Below are 19874 nucleotides of genomic sequence, written 5' to 3'. Positions count from 1 at the left end.
TATGAGTGAATTGCCTGAAGTACGCGGACGTTTGACGCCAAACCGTGCGCTGGATGACTTGACGTGGTTGCGCGTCGGTGGGGCGGCTGACTGGTTCTTCCAACCCGCGGACACTGATGATCTCAGTGCCTTTCTGTCGGCCCTTCCCGCTGATATCGACGTTTTCCCGATGGGCGTCGGGTCAAATCTGATTGTGCGCGATGGCGGACTGCGCGCGGTGGTCATCCGTTTGGGGCGTGGATTTAACGATATCGGGGTTACCGGCGACACTGTAACCGCAGGCGCGGCGGCCCTCGACGCGCATGTGGCACGCAAAGCAGCCGATGCCGGCCTTGACCTGACGTTTCTCAGAACGATTCCCGGCAGCATTGGTGGCGCTGTTCGCATGAACGCGGGATGCTACGGCAGTTACGTTGCAGACGTGTTGAGGCGTGTTCACATCGTCACGCGGGATGGTTCCCAGCTCTGGATGGACGCACCGGAACTGCAACTCGCCTATCGGCAGTCAACCTTGCCGAAAGGGTGCGTCATCACGCGGGCAGAGTTTACTGCACCCCGCAGCGCACCGGAAACGCTCCATGCGCGCATGCAGGATCAGCTGGCAAAGCGGGACGCCACGCAACCCACCAAAGAGCGCAGTGCGGGCTCTACATTCCGAAATCCGGCAGGGTTTTCATCTACCGGAAAGGCAGATGATGTGCATGATTTCAAAGCTTGGAAGGTCATCGACGACGCCGGTATGCGAGGCGCGCGTCGAGGCGGGGCGCAAATGAGCGAAAAGCATTCAAACTTTCTTTTGAACACCGGGGGGGCCAGCGCCGCTGACCTTGAGGGATTGGGCGAAGAGGTGCGAAAAAAGGTTTACGATTCAAGCGGTATCACGCTAGAATGGGAAATCATGCGAGTTGGTGAACCGTTAAGCTCAGATTAACGATAATTTGCCAAAAGCTGCATTGAATAACAGACGGTGAACCGGCGCAAAAGTCGGACATTAACAAAACAAAAGGGCCTGATATCAGGGCCCATTTCAGAGGCACCAAGGTGGGTCAGTCGAGCAGGACACCCCCGACAGTGGCAGTATTGATGGGCGGACCTTCGGCCGAACGCGAAGTGTCGTTGTCCACAGGCAAAGCCTGCGCTGCTGCATTGCGGGACGAGGGATTTAAAGTGGTCGAGGTGGATGCCGGCCGCGATCTTTGTGTGCAACTGCAAGATATTGGCCCCGATGCGGTGCTGAATTGTCTGCACGGACGTTGGGGCGAAGACGGGTGCGTGCAGGGTCTGTTGGAGTGGCTCGGCCTGCCGTACTCACACTCTGGAGTGTTGGCCTCGTCGCTGGCCATGGACAAACAACGCAGCAAGGAAGTTTTTGCCGCCGCCGGGCTGCCAGTCGTGCCAAGCGTAATTGCTGCATCTGATGATGTCCGGTCGCGCCACGTCCTGGAGCCGCCTTATGTTGTAAAGCCGAACAATGAAGGTTCTTCGGTTGGTGTTTACCTTGTGCATGAGGACAGCAACGGCCCCCCGCAACTATCTTTGGATATGCCGGAAACTGTGATGGTCGAAGCTTTTGCACCGGGCAGAGAACTGACCACAACGGTCATGGGCGACCGCGCGCTGACGGTAACGGACATCATTACTGACGGCTGGTACGATTACGATGCAAAATATAAGCCGGGTGGGTCACGACATGTCGTGCCGGCCGAGATTCCCGCAGATATCTTTGAATTGTGCCTTGAATACGCGCTCAGAGCGCACCGCGCATTGGGCTGTCGCGGGGTCAGCCGGACAGATTTTCGCTGGGACGAAAGCAATGGGGCGGATGGACTAATCCTGTTGGAAACCAACACGCAACCGGGAATGACGGCAACCTCGCTGTCGCCCGAACAGGCGCAGGCGGTCGGCACAAGTTTTGGCGCGCTTTGCGCTTGGATGGTGGAGGATGCATCTTGCGATCGCTAGGCCGCCAAAACCGGACGCGTAAAGTATTTGACCCAGCGCCGTCGCGTTGGGCGTGGCGTATGCAAAGGTTGATGCTGACGCCACTGTTCCTGTTGTTCCTGCGCGCGGGTCTGCCCATGGCAATCACGTTCGGTCTAGCGACATGGTGGTTGTCGGATGAGGGCAACCGCCGCATGGTTGCGGAAACTGTGGCAGAGGCCAAGGCAAGCTTTGAGACCCGGCCAGAGTTTATGGTGCACTTGATGTCTGTGGAAGGCGGAAGTGACGCCATCGCGGAGGACATCCGCGAAGTTGTTCCACTGGATTTTCCACTTAGTTCCTTTGATCTGAATCTCTCGGAAATTCGCGACACTGTCGCACAGTTAGCGCCCGTGAAGGCGGCCGCGGTGCGGATCAAGCCCGGTGGCATCCTGCATATTACCGTAACGCCGCGCACGCCTGTCGCCATTTGGCGCAGCCCCGAAGGTCTAACGCTGGTCGACGTCTCCGGCGCTTATGTCGATCAAATTTCCAAACGGATGGCGCGGCCTGATTTGCCGTTGATCGCAGGCGAGAACGCCGTTGCCCACGTCAAAGAAGCGCTGGATCTTTACCGAGCAGCAGCCCCTTTAGGCGGGAGGTTGCGCGGTTTGGTTCGCATGGGCGAGCGCAGGTGGGACGTTGTGCTGGACCGTGACCAACGAATCTTGCTGCCTGAGGAAGGCGCGGTCGAAGCGCTGGACCGCGTCATCGCGCTGGACGGTGCGCGAGACGTGCTGGCCCGCGATATCCGGCGGATCGACTTGCGACTGGGGGCGCGTCCGACTGTGCAGATGAGTAAACACGCACATGAAACGTGGTGGAAAATAAAAGAAGAATCAGGGCAGTAACAATGAACGACCTTTACGACAGTCAGCGTCAGATGCGGAACATGCGCAAAGCAGCAATGCAGCGCGGAGTTGTGGCCATTCTGGATGTGGGCAGTTCGAAAATCGCCTGTCTGGTTCTGCGATTTGACGGGGCAGCGCCCGTTGGGGAAGAGGGCGAAATCGGCTCGTTGGCCGGGCAATCCGGGTTCCGTGTTATTGGCGCTGCAACAACACGCTCGCGTGGTGTGCGGTTTGGCGAGATTTGCGCGATGGCGGAAACAGAGCGCGCCATTCGCACTGCACTACAGGGCGCGCAGAAAATGGCGGGCATACGGGTGGATCACGTGATCGCCTGTTTTTCCGGTGCGGAGCCACGGTCTTATGGTCTCGATGCACGCATCGCCTTGGAGGGCGAGGCCGTTGGCGAAGAAGATGTGGCCCGAGTGCTTGCGGCCTGTGATGTCCCCGATTACGGGGCCGGGCGAGAGGTGCTGCATGCCCAGCCCGTGAATTTCGCGCTGGATCACCGGTCAGGTCTCAGCGACCCGCGCGGGCAGATCGGTAACGAGTTGTCCGTCGACCTGCACATGCTGACAGTAGACGGTTCGGCCGTTCAGCATTTGGCGCATTGCATAAAGCGCTGTGATCTGGAGTTGGCCGGCATTGCCTCTTCGTCTTATGTAAGCGGCATTTCCTCGCTAGTTGAGGATGAACAAGAGCTCGGCGCTGCCTGCATTGATATCGGGGGTGGGGCCACAGGCGTTTCGATCTTTATCAAAAAGCATATGATTTACGCCGATACCATTCGCATGGGCGGCGATCATGTGACCTCCGACATTTCAATGGGGCTTCAGGTGCCATTGACGACAGCGGAGCGGATCAAGACGATGCATGGCGGTGTGCACGCAACTGGCGTTGACGACCGTGAGATGATCGAGATTGGCGGTGACACCGGTGATTTCGAACACGACCGGCGCACGGCAAGCCGTGCCGAAGTCATCGGCATCATGCGACCCCGCGTCGAAGAAATTCTGGAAGAAGTGCGTGCGCGGCTGGATGCTGCCGGCTTTGAGCATCTGCCAAGCCAGCAGATCGTCCTGACAGGGGGGGGTAGTCAGATCCCCGGCCTTGACGGGCTCGCCAGTAAAATTCTGGGGCAACAGGTGCGGCTGGGCCGGCCGCTTCGGGTTCATGGATTGCCCCAGGCAGCGACGGGGCCTGGGTTTGCTTCTGTCGTCGGCTTGTCGCTGTTTGCCGCGCATCCACAGGATGAATGGTGGGATTTTGACATACCCGCAGACAGCTACCCGCAGCGATCCCTCAAACGTGCGGTCAAATGGTTTCGTGATAACTGGTAAAACAGGCGATCTACCGCACAGCAGTGCGGTTTCCATGGTCAAAAGCACTCGAATCGGATAGGGTTATCCACAAGGGCGATAAACGCCCAAGGCGGGCTGAGCAGTCTTCCTATAGTTGAAAATTGTTGGTCACAGATGGCGGCACGTTTCTGTGGGCCCGCTCTTGCGCCTCTACGACTCGTAGTATGCGGATAAAATTTCACATTATCTTGTGAGGTTTGGGATATGCAGCGCAATCTTGCTCACAACGACCCATATTTTGTGGATTTTTGCGTTTTTTGCGTGACCCTTAGGGTTACAACAGGTATTGTCTCCCGCAGGTAGACCTCAAAAAACACCCGCGAATGCGGGCCACGCAGAACAGGCGGATTTAATTATGACCCTTACTCTTTCCATGCCCGGACAGGCAGACCTGAAACCTCGCATCACGGTATTTGGCGTGGGCGGTGCTGGCGGTAACGCTGTCAACAATATGATCGAGAAAGAGCTGGACGGGGTCGACTTCGTTGTTGCGAATACCGACGCGCAGGCGCTGCAGCAGGCGCGCGCCGACAATCGGGTGCAACTCGGCGTCAAAGTTACTGAAGGTTTGGGGGCAGGCGCGCGCGCTACCGTTGGCGCGGCCGCAGCCGAAGAGAGCATAGAAGAGATCGTTGATCACCTCGCGGGCGCACACATGTGCTTTATCACTGCAGGCATGGGCGGCGGTACGGGTACTGGTGCCGCGCCGATCATAGCTCAGGCAGCGCGTGAACTGGGTGTGCTAACCGTAGGCGTCGTAACAAAACCATTCCAATTCGAGGGCGCAAAACGGATGCGTCAGGCCGAAGACGGTGTGGAAGCTCTGCAAAAGGTCGTGGACACGCTGATCATTATCCCGAACCAGAACCTGTTCCGTTTGGCGAATGAAAAAACTACATTTACCGAAGCGTTTTCGATGGCGGACGACGTGTTGTATCAGGGGGTCAAAGGCGTGACCGACCTTATGGTGCGTCCGGGTCTGATAAACCTCGACTTTGCCGATGTACGCGCAGTCATGGATGAGATGGGCAAGGCCATGATGGGTACGGGCGAGTCGGATGGTGAAGATCGTGCAATTCAGGCAGCAGAGAAGGCCATCGCCAACCCGTTGCTGGACGAGATCAGTCTGCGTGGCGCCAAGGGTGTGCTGATCAACATCACAGGCGGCGAAGACCTGACACTCTTTGAACTGGACGAAGCGGCAAACCGCATCCGCGAAGAAGTTGATCCTGAGGCGAATATTATCGTTGGTTCGACCCTCGACACGGGTATGGGAGGTCTGATGCGCGTGAGCGTAGTGGCCACGGGTATCGACGCATCCGCCGTCAACACGGAGATGCCGGTACCGCGTCGCTCGTTGTCAGAACCGCTCAAGCCCTCTGTCACTGCTGAAGAAGTAGTACCAGCCGCAGCCATTGTGGCTGAAGAAGCAGGTGAGGCAACGATTGCCGAAATGAGCGCGAGCGAAGCCACTGACGAACCATCGCTGTTCGAAGAACTGGACGCTGAGCGCGCAGCCAGCGAGGATATGGCAGAAGACATCTTTAACGAAGTGCCGGCAGCGGCTCAGGCCGATGATGATCTGCCGCCACCTGCATACCAGCCACAAGTTGCAGCATTCGAGCCGAACCGCAATGAAGTTGACTCGGAAGCAGAGCCAGACACGTTTGTGGCGCCACGTGCACCGGGGACGCCATCGCCTGAAGCAATGGCGCGTTTGCGCGCCGCTGCTGCGAAATCGGTTCCTCAACAGCAACAGCCGCGCGTCGAGCCAGCGCCAATTGCGGATCATGGCCAGAAAAAGGGCTTTGGCATAAACTCCCTGATCAACCGCATGACGGGGCAGGCGGACGAGGCCAGCGCGCCGGCACCGCGCCAGCAGCCGCAAGTCCAACAGCGCACGCAAACACCTGCGCAAATGCCGCAAGAACAAGCGGATCCAGATCAGGAGCGGATCGAAATTCCAGCGTTTTTGCGTCGTCAGGCCAACTGAACCGATCACGAAATACACGGAAAAAGCCACCTATGCGGTGGCTTTTTTTGTTTTAAAACATTGCCTTGCATGCAGGTGAGCGTCATTGCGCGCAATTGTAACACTAGTGTTTCAGTCCGTTGCAAAGATTGAGTTGAGTGCAACTGCCCCAAATCCTAAGTACGGAACCAAGCGGCGGGTAAGCCGTTAACATTTCGTGGGGGCCACGTGCAGACAACGATCAAATCACCAATCAGCTTTGCTGGCTACGGCCTGCATTCAGGCCAAAAGGCCACGCTGACCATTCGCCCGGCGTCAGCCGAGCATGGTATTTGGTTTGCGCGCACTGATGTCGCGGTCGGCGACCGGATGATCCCGGCACGCTGGGATGCTGTACTGCGTTCGCCGCTGTGTACCCGCCTGCGGAATGCGACCGGTTTGGAAGTATCCACGGTTGAGCATGTCATGGCTGCTCTGGCCGGGTGTGGCGTCCATAACGCTCTTATAGAAATTGACGGACCTGAAGTCCCGATCCTTGATGGGTCAGCAGCGCCGTTTGTGCGTGGCATCATGCAGCGCGGATTGCGGACATTGAATGCCCCCGTACGCGCGATCGAAGTTCTTAAAGAAGTCACTGTGTCCGACGGGCAGGCGAGCGCCACTATCGCACCGAGTGACACCCTTCGTATTGATTTCGAGATTGATTTCGCCGACGCGGCAATCGGGCATCAGCAAAAATCACTCGTCATGAACAACGGTACGTTCGCACGGGAATTGTGTGACAGCCGCACATTCTGCCGTCAGGCCGATGTTGATGCGATGCGCGCAAATGGTCTGGCCCTCGGTGGTAACCCCGGCGAAAACGCTGTTGTTTTCGAAGGCGACAAAGTTCTGAGCCCAGGTGGTCTGCGTCACGCGGACGAACCCGTGCGTCACAAGATGCTGGACGCTCTTGGTGACCTTGCCTTGGCAGGTGCGCCATTGATCGGTCATTATACGGGCGTGCGCGCCGGCCATTCGCTGACCAATACGTTGCTGCGCGCGTTGTTTGCCACCCCCGGTGCGGTGCGCATGGTCGTCTGTGATGAAGAAACAGCATCTCGTCTGCCCGGACATGGGCTGATTTGGGACGAAATCCCCGCTGTTGCCTGATCTCGAGCGTCGGATGAGCAGGGTGCAGGCGGCTGACTTTTCCTCACTGCCCATTGAAAAGAGATCACAATCTTTACAGAAGGTTCAATGCAAGGCGCAAAGAGCGTTTTGCCTTCCATTTTTCTATGCTACGACCGTCAGGCGTGGTGCTTTGCGTGCCGCGCGCCTGACAGGGAACGAAGGTGGCGTAGGATGAGTGGGGTTGCAAAGGCGGCAAGACTGGGAGCGCTGGTGGCGGCTGCTCTGGTGCTCGCAAATTGTGGCAGCGATGACGGACGCCGTACAGGTAACATCTTTAACCAGCAAGAAATACCGCTTGAAAGCTATCCGCCGAACCAGATTTTCGAGCGCGGCGAATATGAGCTGAATAACTCGAACCCGCAGGAAGCGGCTTTCTACTTTGCAGAGATTGAGCGTCTTTATCCGTACTCGGATTGGGCGCGACGGGCCTTGATCATGCAGGCATTTGCCTACCACAGGGATCAGGACTACCCAAACAGCCGGTCCGCGGCCCAACGGTTTATCGATTTCTACCCGGACGATGATGATGCGGCATATGCGCAGTATCTTCTCGCGCTGAGCTATTACGATCAGATTGATGAGGTAGGGCGCGATCAAGGGCTGACTTTTCAGGCGCTACAGGCGCTCAGGCAGACGATCGAACGCTACCCGGAAAGCGAATATGCCCGCGCCGCCATCCTGAAATTCGATCTCGCCTTTGATCACTTGGCAGGCAAGGAAATGGAAATCGGCCGTTACTATTTGCGGCGCGATCATTACACGGCTGCCATCAACCGGTTCCGTGTTGTGGTTGAGGCCTTTCAGACGACCTCGCATACGCCGGAGGCGTTACACAGATTGGTCGAGGCCTATCTGTCGCTTGGGCTGACCGATGAAGCTCAGACGGCGGCTGCGATCCTGGGTTTCAACTATCAGTCTACGGATTGGTATCAAGACAGCTTTGCGCTGTTGACAGGGCAAGGCTTGCGGCCTGAACCGAAGGGCGATGGTTGGTTGCGACAGATCTATCGTCAGACGGTCAAGGGGCAGTGGCTCTGACGGGTATATTACGCCGATCGTCGGGGTTAGATTGATGCTGCGCGGATTAGATATCTCGAACATGCTGATCATTGACCGGTTGGAGCTTGCGTTTCAGCCGGGGTTGAACGTGTTGACCGGCGAAACAGGTGCGGGCAAGTCCATTTTGCTCGATGCATTGGGCTTTGTCCTGGGCTGGCGCGGTCGCGCTGATTTGGTTCGTCAAGGGGCGGAGCAGGGCGAGGTTACGGCGTGGTTTGATCTGGCGTCTGACCATCCTGCACGCGCCATTCTGCAAGAGGCCGGATTGCCGGAAAGCGATGAGCTTCTTGTGCGCCGGGTGAACACACAGGACGGTCGCAAAACCGCTTGGGTCAACGACCGGCGCTGTTCAGGTGATGTATTACGGCGCCTGTCCGAAACGCTGGTTGAATTGCACGGACAACATGATGATCGCGGGCTTTTGAACCCGCGCGGCCATCAGGTCATTCTGGATGATTTCGCGGGTCTGGCACATCAGAAATCGGCAGTTCGCGCTGCTTGGACTGAACGAACCAAGGCTTTGAAAGCTTTGGCTGCCGCGCAGATGGCGATGGCGGCCATTCGCGATGAAGAGGATTTCTTGCGTCACGCGGTTGCAGAGCTGGATGCGCTTGCGCCGCAACCGGGTGAAGAAGCGACGTTGGACAGTGACCGGCGAAGGATGCAGGGCGCGGAGAAAATCCGTGCCGATGTCATCCGTGCGCATGAAATGCTGGGGCACCAAGGCGCAGAATCTAGCCTAAGCGAAGCACTCAGATGGCTGGATGGTGCAGCAGAAAAAGCGCAAGGCGCTCTAGAGGCACCGATGGCTGCACTGGGTCGTGCCATGACGGAACTCGATGAAGCGCTCGATGGGATCGGGGCCGCCGTTGATGGGCTGACGTTCAACCCGCTGGAGTTGGAAGAAACCGAAGAAAGGTTGTTCGCGATAAGGGCCTTGGCACGCAAGCATGACGTCTTGGCAGATGATCTGGCCACCTACGCTGATGGGCTGCGCGAAAAGTTGACAACACTGGATGATGGCGAGGCTGATCTGGCCGAGCTTCAGTTCAAAGCCAAGGCCGCAGAAGAGGCGTTTGCCGCTGCATGCGCAAAGCTGACCGACGCCCGCCGAGTGGCTGCCAGCAAGCTTGATGCTGCTGTGACCAGGGAATTGGCGCCACTGAAAATGGAACGCGCGGTATTTCGCACCGAAATTACGCAAGACACACCGGGCCCGGAAGGGGCGGATGGCGTTGCCTTTACCGTCGCAACGAACCCCGGCGCGCCTGCGGGTCCATTGAACAAGATCGCGTCTGGCGGAGAACTCAGCCGGTTTCTGCTAGCGTTGAAAGTTTGCCTTACCCAAGGGCAGAGTGGCCTGACGATGATATTCGACGAGATTGACCGCGGCGTGGGCGGTGCTACAGCAGATGCGGTAGGGCGCAGGTTGGCCTCAATTGCGCAGGCCGGTCAGGTTCTTGTGGTGACCCATTCTCCTCAGGTTGCTGCGCTTGGCGCGCACCATTGGCGGGTTGAAAAGCAAGTCTCGCGCGGGGTGACAACGTCTACTGTTACCGCTTTGCCGGCAACGGAACGGGTCGATGAAATTGCCCGAATGTTGTCGGGCGATACGATCACTGACGAGGCCCGCGGCGCCGCCCGTGCCTTGCTCGCGGGATAGTGTTGTGCGCTGCGTCTTTAACTGTTGCAGTAGGTGCCTTACACAAGGGCTAGACGCGGAGACTTGAACGGCAGATGTCCAGCCCCGAACGATCTTTTCTGGCGCACCAGCTTGATCTGGCAGTAACGTCATGTCGCAAGGGCTACGATGTGCTGCGAAAGCGAGGGCCCAACCAGATACAATTCTGGTTCATCGCGTTGCTGGTCGGTATTGCTGCAGGCTTTGCGGCCCTGTTTTTTCGCAAGGGTGTCAACGCGTTACAAGCCTATATCTACGGGACCGAAGACGTCCGGCTGTTGCATAGCTTTGCTGAATCCCTGCCTTGGTATCTCGTTCTGATAATCCCGATATGCGGCGGGCTCGTGGTTGGCATTATCCTGCATGTTTTCACCAAAGATGCGCGCGCACGGTCTGTCGCAGACGTCATTCACGGCGCGGCTATGCATGACGGGCGGGTCGAGACGCGGGCAGGTTTGGCCTCTGCGTTGGCATCAATGATTACGCTTGGCACCGGGGGTTCTACCGGTCGCGAAGGTCCGGTTGTGCATCTTGCCGCTGTTATTTCAACCTGGGTCAACCGCCGTATCCTTGCCGATGGGATCACCGGTCGTGACCTCTTGGGCTGCGCTGTTGCGGCCGCCGTATCAGCCAGTTTTAATGCACCAATTGCGGGTGCACTTTTTGCTCTGGAAGTCGTGCTTCGACACTTTGCCGTACATGCTTTTGCGCCCATCGTTATCGCCAGTGCGGCGGGTACCGTCATTAATCGCCTCGAATTTGGGGGTGAGCTTGAATTCAGATTGCAGACCGTGAACGAGGTGCAGTTCTACCAAGAGCTTCCTGCGTACCTTATCCTCGGTCTTGTCAGCGGGCTTGTGGCCGTTGCCTTGATGAAAGCCATCTTTTGGTCCGAGGATGTTGGCAACCTGATACAGCGACGCACCGGGATTCCACGTTGGCTGCGCCCGGCCATTGCCGGGGCCATGCTGGGCGGTATTGCGATCTTTTTCCCCCATATCATCGGTGTCGGGTACGAAACCACTTTGCTTGCCATGAACGGCCAACTGATCTTGTGGAACGCAATCGTCTTTGCCGTTATCAAAACTGTTGCAGTGGCTATCACCATGGCGGGGCGCATGGGGGGCGGGGTGTTTTCACCATCGCTTATGATCGGCGCGCTGACAGGCCTGAGCTTTGGCCTGATTGCAACGAGCATCTTTCCCGATGTGTCGGGGTCGATCTCCCTCTATGCGCTGGCAGGAACCGGGGCTGTGGCCGCGGCAGTGCTCGGCGCGCCGATTTCGACGACACTTATCGTGTTTGAGCTGACAGGTGACTGGCAAACGGGCCTTGCGGTTATGGTGGCAGTTTCCATGTCCACAGCGCTGGCCTCCAAGCTCGTTGATCGCAGTTTTTTCCTGACGCAACTGGAACGTCGCAATATCCACTTGGCCGCCGGTCCGCAGGCCTATCTGCTCGCCATGTTCCGTGTCACTGGGGTTATGCGCGATATGGAACACGAACGTGCAGCCCCTGAAGAAACGTGCTGGGACCTGATTGGCACCGGTGTGTATGTGGATGCAAACGCCACATTGGAAGCCGCCATGCCGCTTTTTGAAAGCGGTCAGAATTTTATTCCTGTGGTATCGCTAAGTGCGGATGCCAGCCCACCAGAACTATTGGGGGCGGTTTTCTACGTAGATGCGCTCAAGGTATACAACCGCGCGCTTGCCGCCACGGCCGCCGAAGAGCACAGCTGATCGGGTAAGGTTAAAGCTGTTCGACTGTAACTTGATCGTCCGTATAGAACGCCAAGTGATCTTTGATCCGCGACGCGTCGTCATTTGGCGTCTCGTATGACCAAACGACATTTTCGAGGGTTGTGCTCTTTGTGACGACGGAGAAGTAATTTGCATCGCCTTTGTGCGGGCAGTGTGTGGTCTTGTCGGTGCGATCCAGAAACGCCATCGCGATGTCGTCGCGTGGAAAGTATATGACTGGTGGCAAATCACCCTCGACAAGCTCCAATGCCTCGGCACTTTCGCCCAAGACGGCGCCACCGGCGCGCACAGACCACGTGCCATCAGCTTTTCGAATGGTGATATGTTTGCTCATAAGCCTTCTCCTCTGCGGCGAACCTTATGGGCCGAATAGGGTTTTGTAAACGCGTCTGCCGAACTCATCCGTCAAGCGGCGCACAGGCCTTTACCAGCCAGTCGCGCGCGATTTGCGATACGCGCGGTCCGATCTTTTCCAGCACATCGGCGTGGTACGAATCGAGCCAGTCGCGTTCTTCGCGCTGCAACATTTCCACCCTGATCAGGCTGCGGTCGATGGGGGCATAGGTGAGGGTGCGCCAACACAGCATTTCCCGGTGTTCGTCGCCGCCAGGCAAGGAGGGGGCCACTTCTACGACAATCAGGTTTTCGATGCGGATGCCAAAGGCGCCTTCACGGTAGTACCCAGGCTCATTTGACAGGATCATGCCCGCTTCCAGCGGCACGTGGCTTACCCGACTAAGTCGCTGCGGCCCCTCGTGCACGCTAAGATAGGCACCGACGCCGTGACCCAGCCCGTGGTCGAAGTCCTGACCGGCCATCCATAGCGGCAGTCGGCCGATCGCCTCGATGTCGCGACCCGCCAGACCTTTGGGCCAGCGCAAGCGGCTCATCGCGATCATGCCCTGCAACACGCGTGTAAAGGCCTGACTGGCCTCTAGGGGCGGCGTTCCAATGGAAATTGTGCGCGTGATATCGGTGGTTCCGTCCAGATACTGCCCGCCACTGTCGAGCACAATGAGATGCCCGTTCTCAAGTCGGCTGTCAGTTTCCTCGGTGACCCGGTAGTGCATTATCGCCCCGTTGGGGCCGGTCCCGGCGATCGTCTCAAAGCTGATGTCCTGCAGGGCGTTGTCTTGTCGCCGGTACCCTTCAAGTTTTTGTACAACATCTATTTCGCTCAGGCTCCCGGGGGCTTGCGCAGCGAGCCACGCCAGAAGTTCAACCACCGCTGCACCGTCCCGCAAATGTGCAGCAGCCGCACCTGCGATCTCGGATGCATTCTTGCGCGCTTTCGGCAAAGCGCAAATGTCACCTCCCCATCTGGCGCGATCCCCCAATACATCAGCCAGTCGCTTCGGGGCGGTGTTCTTGTCGACGCGTACAGGGCCCAAGATTTCTTTCAACCGGTCGATTAACACCTCTGGAGCGCGCTGGTTCACCTCGGGGCCAAAGTGCTCCTGCAGACCCTCCAGCTTTGCAGCATTCATGAAAAGCTCGACCGTTGAATCGTCATGCAGCAAGGCAAACCCCTGAACGACAGGGTTGCGGGGGATGTCCGAACCGCGCACGTTGAGCAGCCAGCACAGGCTGTCCGGCAGCGTGATCAGTGCGGCCTTATCCCCATCACTTTTCAACACCTGAGCCAAACGGTTGCGTTTGTCAGCATGGCTTTCGCCAGCAAATTCCAGTGGATGAACCCGTGCAAGTTCCTCAGGGGGCGGGGGCTGATCGGGCCAGATGCGATCCACGAGATTGCCGACAGCTTTGAGCGAGATGTTGCTGCCAGCCAGTTCCGCGTTGATCGTTTCAAGCTGACCCGGTGTGTGCAACCAGGGGTCAAACCCGACAACGCCCCCATCGGGCAGATGCTCTTTTAGCCACGCGGCAAGGCTAACTTCTGGCCATGGCACGGGCGTAAAATCGGTTGCGACCTGTGCTTTCACCTGCGTGCGGTACCGGCCGTCGATAAACACACCTGCAACATCCGCCAATACCGCGCAAAATCCCGCAGAACCGGTGAAACCTGTCAACCAGGACAGCCTTTCATCACGGGCGGCGACATATTCGCCTTGATGGGCATCGGCACGTGGCACGAGAAACCCGTCCAGATCCGCGTCACCCATCTCCTGTCGCAATGCTGCAAGCCGTGCGGGGCCCTGCTCGGGCCGGGCCGTCACCTCAAATGTCTGAAACATCGCGACTGCTCCTCTGTCATCTTGCCAAAAAAACTCCCGCCGGAGGCTTCCGCCCCCTTAGCCCGCGCGTTTCATTCCCATAACGCGCGCACGTGCGCGGGGGTCACTGTCAAACAGTGCTGCAAGTTGTTCCGTCATGGCACCTGCGAGCTGATCGACATCGGTGATCGTCACCGCGCGGTCGTAGTACCGCGTGACGTCGTGGCCAATGCCGATTGCCAGCAATTCGACCGCCTTGCGCTTTTCAACCATGGCAATCACGTCGCGAAGGTGTTTTTCAAGGTAATTCGCTGGATTGACAGAAAGGGTGCTGTCATCAACCGGTGCACCATCGGAAATGACCATGAGAATCTTGCGCGCCTCGCCACGCATCAACATACGGCGGTGCGCCCACTCCAATGCCTCGCCGTCAATGTTCTCTTTCAGCAACCCTTCCTTCATCATCAGACCAAGGTTTGGGCGCGTGCGGCGCCAAGGAGCATCCGCCGATTTGTAGACGATATGCCGAAGGTCGTTCAGGCGACCGGGTTGTTGTGGTCTGCCCTCGTTCAACCACGCCTCGCGGGCCTGCCCACCTTTCCACGCCCGCGTCGTAAAGCCGAGGATTTCAACCTTTACGTTGCAGCGTTCGAGCGTCCGGGCGAGCACATCTGCACAAATGGCAGCGATCGAAATGGGGCGCCCGCGCATAGAGCCGGAGTTGTCCAATAGCAGCGTGACGACCGTGTCGCGAAAATCAGTATCTTTTTCCACTTTGAAACTTAATGGGGTCGTCGGGTTGGCAACCACCCGCGCCAGTCTCCCGGCATCGAGCATGCCTTCTTCGAGATCGAATTCCCACGACCTGTTCTGCTGGGCTTGCAAGCGCCGCTGTAGTTTGTTCGCCAGCCTGCTGACTGCGCCCTTCAGTGGTTCCAACTGCTGATCCAGATAGGCGCGCAACCGCTCCAATTCGACCGGTTCCGCCAGTTCTTCGGCCCCGATCTCTTCGTCATGATCGGACATATAGACAAGATAATTAGGGTCAGCTTCCGAAGCAGGTGGTGGGGCGGGGGGCTCCATCGGCGCCTCACCTTCGGGCATTTCCGCCTCTTCCCCAAGCTCCTGATCCGCCATGTCATCCATAGAGACCTGTGCTTGCGACGCATCCTGTTGCTCGTCCTGGCTTTGTTCGGGCGAAGCGTCTGCTTCTTCCTCGTCCTGATCATCCTGACCTGTGCTATCGGGTTCGCTATCGTCTTCGGTGCCTTCTTCGGCCTCGTCTTCCTGATCCTCATCATATTGGTCTGGGTCATCGCCTAGCTGGTCGCCGTATCCCAGATCGGAAATCATCTGCCGGGCAAATTTTGCGAATGCCGCCTGATCGGAAAGCGTGTCATCAAGATTATCCAGCGTTCCACCACATTGATCTTCGATGAACCCGCGCCAAAGCTCCATGACGTTTTGCGCGCCCGAAGGCAGGTCTCGACCTGTGGCGAGATGGCGGATCAGGTATCCAGCGGCGGTCGCCAGCGGCACATCAGATGGGTTCGAAACCTGATCGTAGCCTTTACGCATCGCCTCATGGGCAATTTTGGCATCGATATTGCCAGCCGTCCCCGGCATGTCCCGCGCGCCCATCGCTTCGCAGCGCGCCGTTTCCATCGCCTCATACAGGTCGCGTGCCATATCGCCTTGTGGCTGATATTTGGCGTGTGTCTGGCCGTTGTGATAGCGCCTGTGCAGTGCAAGCGCATCGGCGGTACCCCGCGCCAGCAGAACCTCATCGCGGGTCATACGGCGGCTGACTTGCGGCAATCGCATGCTATCGCCGGACATCCCTGCCGGGTCGACGGAGTAGCTGACCGTCAACTCGGGATCATGCGCCATGACCTTGGTGGCCTCACCAAGCGCCTTCTTGAAGGCATCGGCCGGATTGTCAGACGGTTTGCTCATCTGCGATTCCCTTTCAATTCACCGTGCGTGCACCGCTGGCGATATCCGCCAAAACAGCGACGTGCACGTCCAGTGCATCAATCACTTTATAGCCCGGATCGTGCGCGTCAAACGCAAGCCCCAGATCTGTTCCGGCCAGCACGACAGCCTCTGCGCCCTGTTCCCGGATCATCTGCGCGCCGGCGTCAAAAAACAGACTTCGCGCAGTGTCCGAGCATTGTCCGCTGACCGCCATGTCCACATAGGTGTCTGCGACCTGTTGCAGCGTCGTCTGCGGTGCGACGGCCCGTGTCTTGCAAAGCTGCCCATATAAGCCACTGCGCATCACGCGCCCGGTTCCCAGTAGTCCTACAGTTTGAATGCCTTGTTCAGCGAAAAAGTCATCCAGCGGGGCAACCCCGCTAACGAGAGGCAAGGCGCTCAGACGCTCTGTTTCCTCAAAGCAGAAATGCCCACCCAACGACGTGATCGCAGCGCAGTCCGCACCAGCACCTGCAAGCCTTTCAGTCAACCCGGCAAAGATTTCGGCCTGCGCCTGACGGCGATCCGCCAGATTGTTTGTTACCAGTTCATCTGCACTGGCTTGCACGATTGTAAGCTCAAGCTTTGTGTCGCGTTCCCGCATCAGCGCCGTCAGCCGCTGATAGTAAACCACCGTGGCTGCCGGGCCGATCCCACCGATCAACCCGATGTGCATTGCCTCACCCTAGGCTCACGCTTGCCGCGCTTTCAGGCAGTTCTTCATCAAACAGCCGCTGGTAGAACTCAGCCACCGTCTGGCGTTCCAACTCATCGCATTTGTTCAGGAACGACAACCGGAAGGCGTAACCTACGTTGCGGAAAATCTCGGCGTTCTGCGCCCAGGCAATAACGGTACGCGGGCTCATGACAGTTGAAAGATCGCCATTCATAAAGGCCGTCCGTGTAAGGTCCGCCACAGTTACCATCTGCTTGACGATCTTGCGACCTTTCTCGGTGTTGTAGTGCGGGTTCTTGCTCAGAACGATAGCGGTTTCCGCGTCGATGCTCAGATAGTTCAGCGTCGCCACCAAAGACCAACGGTCCATCTGGCCCTGGTTGATCTGTTGAGTCCCGTGGTACAGGCCGGTTGTGTCACCCAGACCGACGGTATTTGCCGTGGCGAAAATGCGGAAGTAAGGGTGGGGCGTGATCACTTGGTTCTGGTCCAGAAGTGTCAGCTTGCCGTCGACCTCAAGCACCCGCTGAATGACGAACATGACATCTGCACGACCCGCGTCGTATTCGTCAAACACGATAGCCGTTGGGTTACGCAGAGCCCATGGCAGTATGCCTTCCTGAAAATCAGTAACCTGTTTGCCGTCCTTGAGCTTGATGGCGTCCTTGCCAATGAGGTCAATCCGGCTGATGTGACTGTCCAGATTTACGCGCACGGCTGGCCAGTTCAAACGGGCGGCAACCTGCTCGATGTGGGTGGATTTACCCGTACCGTGATACCCTTGGATCATCACACGGCGGTTGTGTGAGAACCCAGCCAGAATAGCCAGCGTCGTATCCGGATCGAATTTGTAGGTGCTGTCGAGCTCGGGGACGCGGTCGCTGCCATCTGCAAAGCCTTTCACGACCATATCCGTATCTAGTCCGAATACATCGCGGACGCTGATCTCTTCGGTTGGCTTTTGATTAATGTCCAATGCGCCGTCGGCCATGAGCTTTGGGTCCTTCGAAAAAGAGGTCAAATGGGGCGCAGTCCGCCCCGCGCCACGTGTTGCTACATATTGCGATCAGGTGCAAGGGAAAGGGTCGTGCCAGTTACCCAGAAAAGCTATGCCATCAGTCTTTAAAGTTGCGGCTTACTTTAATCTGATCCCACGCCCACACCACTTCCTGTAGTTGTTCTTCCTGACTGCGGTCGCCCCCGTTCATGTCAGGGTGGAGTACCTTAATCAGCGCCTTGTAAGCTTTGCGCACTTCAGGCTTGCTCCATGTGTCCTTGGCTTCGAGAATTTCGAGCGCGCGGCGTTCCGTGGGCGGAAGGCGCCGTCCTGCCTGTGCACCCCGCCCGGGGTTCTGCGTGGCATTGGCACCCAATACCTGATGCGGGTCTTCGATGCCGAGGCGCGCCCAAGCGCGCGCTTCGGGGTCCCCCAGTGGTTTGGTTGTCCGCTCCCAAACTTTGTCCTTCGACATTTGCGCGTTCAACTCGGCTTCGGTGGTTCCATCAAAGAAGTTCCACTTCAGATTGTACTCACGCACATGCGCCTGACAAAACCAGAAAAAATCATCCAGAACATCAGGTGCTTTCGGCGCGCGGAACTTGCCCGGCTCATTGCAGCCTTCATGATCACAAATCCGCGTTGACGTCTCCGACGCGCCTGACATACCGCGGCGTCCGCGCGGATTTTTCTTCTTGGCAGAAGATACGGACATATCAAAACCGAAGGGATCAGGCTTGGGCATAATTTGGTACCTATACGAGTCGAGGCCGCTTAGTTTAGACTGCGCAGGCGAAGAGTGAAGGGGGCAGCCAAAAAAAATGTCGAAACGGCAGCAGATTGAAGACCGATTGCGCAACGCTTTTGATCCAAGGACGCTTGAGGTTGTTGATGATACGGAAAGTCACCGGGGACACGCAGGATTTACAGAAGGTGTCGAAAGCCATTTCAATGTGATGATCAGGTCCGACGCATTCAAGGGGCAGAACAGGTTGGCGCGTCACAGAGCAATCCATGCCGCGCTGGGCCCAGAATTAATTGCCAGTATTCATGCGCTGGCGTTAGATGTGGACGTTTAAGAACTCACCCTAACCATTTGATCGCGCTTTTTTTCTGTTGGCTGCGAGCTGTTTGAGAGACGTGCTGATACCCGCGACATCACTGACGCCCTCGACGCCGTTGTCGACCAGCATCCGGCTTGCACCTTGGCTGCGTGAGGCATCATCTTCGGGATGCTGTGGCGCTACGATTTCGGGCAATGGTCGCGGCATGTGTGACGTGTGCGCAACCGGTGCTTCTTTGGGCACCGGATCGGTCAGCTGCAATACTGCAGGGCGCGGTGTGCGCGCCTGCGGCAAGGATCTGCGAAAAACGAGTACATTTCGCCAGATTGTTGTTTTGGTAGATACGCTCGTCCGTTCAACCGAGGGCAGCGTTTCGGCGCGCTGATATTCCCAACCGTCCTTGGCCATGGTGTTCATTGCTTCTTCCAGAGCGTGGGCAAATCGAGCTTCGGCCGAGCCGATTCCTTTGGCCTTGATGCCGCGCGCGGGGGCCGTAATCACGCGGTATTCGTATCGGGGCATTTTCACTCCGTTTCTCTGGCCATCGCCTTGTCTATACCAAGCAGAGGCATGCACGAAAAGACGCCAGGTCTCATCAGGGCTTTCGTGGTATTCCAATGCGCCGTCCCGCACGCTCTGGGCGTGGAAGGTCGCTGTGCGCGGCGGCAAGCGTTTGCAGGTTTCTCAGGATGTGTTCTGGCATCGGGGCCACCTTTGGGCCGGACTGATCTACGTGCAACCCCAGCGCTTCGCCGGTTGCCGCGCACCAGCCATCCTCATGCCAGATTTCCTGATAGGTGTGAAATCGCTTCTCGTCAAAATCTAACAGTTGCAATGAAACGGTCACCCGATCGTCTTGGTGCAATTCACGCAGATAGCAGATGTGAAACTCGGCTGTGTAGGTGGTAAACCCCGTTTTCTGATAGGCTGGTCCAAACCCGATATCCGGATATATCTCGTCCGCCGCCTCATCAAACAGCACGGCATAATAGGCCATGTTCATATGTCCGTTGTAGTCGAGCCATTCAGGACGAACCGTCATTGTAGAGGATATAAAAGGAGTGCCGCCCATGCCTGTCCGTGAGTGTTGCTTTTTGAGTGAGGGTAAGTTTAACGCCTGTAATTTAAGATACCAGTTCGCTTTTGCCC

18 protein-coding genes are annotated in these 19874 nt (G+C 57.5%); 10 read left to right on the top strand and 8 right to left on the bottom strand.

What is annotated here, in order from left to right; translation table 11 throughout:
- Position 1 precedes the first annotated feature (1 nt).
- From murB to AC2D8V_RS08610, 9 genes are all read left to right on the top strand, one after another.
- The gene (gene murB / locus AC2D8V_RS08650; protein WP_484733125.1) at positions 2–931 is read left to right on the top strand and encodes a UDP-N-acetylmuramate dehydrogenase; all 930 of its coding nucleotides are present in this window, start codon (positions 2–4) and stop codon (positions 929–931) included.
- A gap of 110 nt (positions 932–1041) precedes the next feature.
- Positions 1042–1962, top strand: coding sequence for a D-alanine--D-alanine ligase (locus AC2D8V_RS08645; protein ID WP_484733124.1), 921 nt, complete (start codon positions 1042–1044; stop codon positions 1960–1962).
- A 59-nt stretch (positions 1963–2021) separates the two neighbouring features.
- On the top strand, positions 2022–2831 hold the full coding sequence (locus tag AC2D8V_RS08640) for a cell division protein FtsQ/DivIB (protein WP_484733123.1): 810 nt from the start codon (positions 2022–2024) through the stop codon (positions 2829–2831).
- A gap of 2 nt (positions 2832–2833) precedes the next feature.
- Complete coding sequence (gene ftsA, locus AC2D8V_RS08635) at positions 2834–4168, top strand: cell division protein FtsA (RefSeq protein ID WP_484733122.1); 1335 nt, start codon at positions 2834–2836, stop codon at positions 4166–4168.
- Positions 4169–4544: 376 nt separating this feature from the next.
- Complete coding sequence (ftsZ, locus tag AC2D8V_RS08630) at positions 4545–6182, top strand: cell division protein FtsZ (RefSeq protein ID WP_484733121.1); 1638 nt, start codon at positions 4545–4547, stop codon at positions 6180–6182.
- Between the two features lie 207 nt (positions 6183–6389).
- Positions 6390–7313 (top strand): UDP-3-O-acyl-N-acetylglucosamine deacetylase, encoded by a 924-nt coding sequence (gene lpxC / locus AC2D8V_RS08625; protein ID WP_484733120.1) that lies wholly within the window; start codon positions 6390–6392, stop codon positions 7311–7313.
- 192 nt (positions 7314–7505) lie between these two features.
- A complete protein-coding gene (locus tag AC2D8V_RS08620) occupies positions 7506–8372 on the top strand; it encodes an outer membrane protein assembly factor BamD (protein ID WP_484733119.1) in 867 nt (288 codons plus the stop codon).
- Between the two features lie 34 nt (positions 8373–8406).
- Positions 8407–10056: a DNA repair protein RecN gene (gene recN, locus AC2D8V_RS08615; RefSeq protein ID WP_484733118.1), complete on the top strand. Its 1650-nt coding sequence runs from the start codon at positions 8407–8409 to the stop codon at positions 10054–10056.
- Between the two features lie 74 nt (positions 10057–10130).
- Positions 10131–11816, top strand: a complete 1686-nt coding sequence (locus AC2D8V_RS08610; RefSeq protein WP_484733117.1) for a chloride channel protein — start codon at positions 10131–10133, stop codon at positions 11814–11816.
- A 10-nt stretch (positions 11817–11826) separates the two neighbouring features.
- On the opposite strand, the gene AC2D8V_RS08605 is transcribed toward AC2D8V_RS08610, so the two are convergent.
- From AC2D8V_RS08605 to AC2D8V_RS08580, 6 genes are all read right to left on the bottom strand, one after another.
- Positions 11827–12171 carry a DUF427 domain-containing protein gene (locus AC2D8V_RS08605; RefSeq protein WP_484733116.1) on the bottom strand — a complete coding sequence of 115 codons (345 nt, stop codon included), beginning with the start codon at positions 12169–12171 and terminating at the stop codon, positions 11827–11829.
- Positions 12172–12235: 64 nt separating this feature from the next.
- A complete protein-coding gene (locus tag AC2D8V_RS08600) occupies positions 12236–14032 on the bottom strand; it encodes an aminopeptidase P family protein (protein WP_484733115.1) in 1797 nt (598 codons plus the stop codon).
- Positions 14033–14089: 57 nt separating this feature from the next.
- Positions 14090–15967, bottom strand: a complete 1878-nt coding sequence (gene cobT, locus AC2D8V_RS08595) for a cobaltochelatase subunit CobT (protein WP_484733114.1) — start codon at positions 15965–15967, stop codon at positions 14090–14092.
- Between the two features lie 13 nt (positions 15968–15980).
- Entirely contained in the window at positions 15981–16664 is a 684-nt protein-coding gene (locus AC2D8V_RS08590) for an aspartate/glutamate racemase family protein (protein ID WP_484733113.1), read from the bottom strand.
- A gap of 4 nt (positions 16665–16668) precedes the next feature.
- A complete protein-coding gene (gene cobS / locus AC2D8V_RS08585) occupies positions 16669–17655 on the bottom strand; it encodes a cobaltochelatase subunit CobS (RefSeq protein ID WP_484733112.1) in 987 nt (328 codons plus the stop codon).
- A 124-nt stretch (positions 17656–17779) separates the two neighbouring features.
- The gene (locus tag AC2D8V_RS08580; protein ID WP_484733111.1) at positions 17780–18406 is read right to left on the bottom strand and encodes a DnaJ domain-containing protein; all 627 of its coding nucleotides are present in this window, start codon (positions 18404–18406) and stop codon (positions 17780–17782) included.
- Positions 18407–18482: 76 nt separating this feature from the next.
- Here AC2D8V_RS08580 and AC2D8V_RS08575 point away from each other — a divergent pair, with 76 nt between their 5' ends.
- Positions 18483–18740 carry a BolA family protein gene (locus AC2D8V_RS08575; protein WP_484733110.1) on the top strand — a complete coding sequence of 86 codons (258 nt, stop codon included), beginning with the start codon at positions 18483–18485 and terminating at the stop codon, positions 18738–18740.
- 9 nt (positions 18741–18749) lie between these two features.
- On the opposite strand, the gene AC2D8V_RS08570 is transcribed toward AC2D8V_RS08575, so the two are convergent.
- Together AC2D8V_RS08570 and AC2D8V_RS08565 are read right to left on the bottom strand one after the other, a co-directional pair.
- Positions 18750–19247, bottom strand: coding sequence for a DUF4177 domain-containing protein (locus AC2D8V_RS08570; protein WP_484733109.1), 498 nt, complete (start codon positions 19245–19247; stop codon positions 18750–18752).
- A 73-nt stretch (positions 19248–19320) separates the two neighbouring features.
- Positions 19321–19767, bottom strand: coding sequence for a thioesterase family protein (locus AC2D8V_RS08565; RefSeq protein WP_484733108.1), 447 nt, complete (start codon positions 19765–19767; stop codon positions 19321–19323).
- Positions 19768–19874: the final 107 nt, after the last annotated feature.

The organism is Roseobacter sp. YIN89 (assembly GCF_057219365.1).
This window is presented reverse-complemented; position numbering and strand designations above follow the sequence as displayed.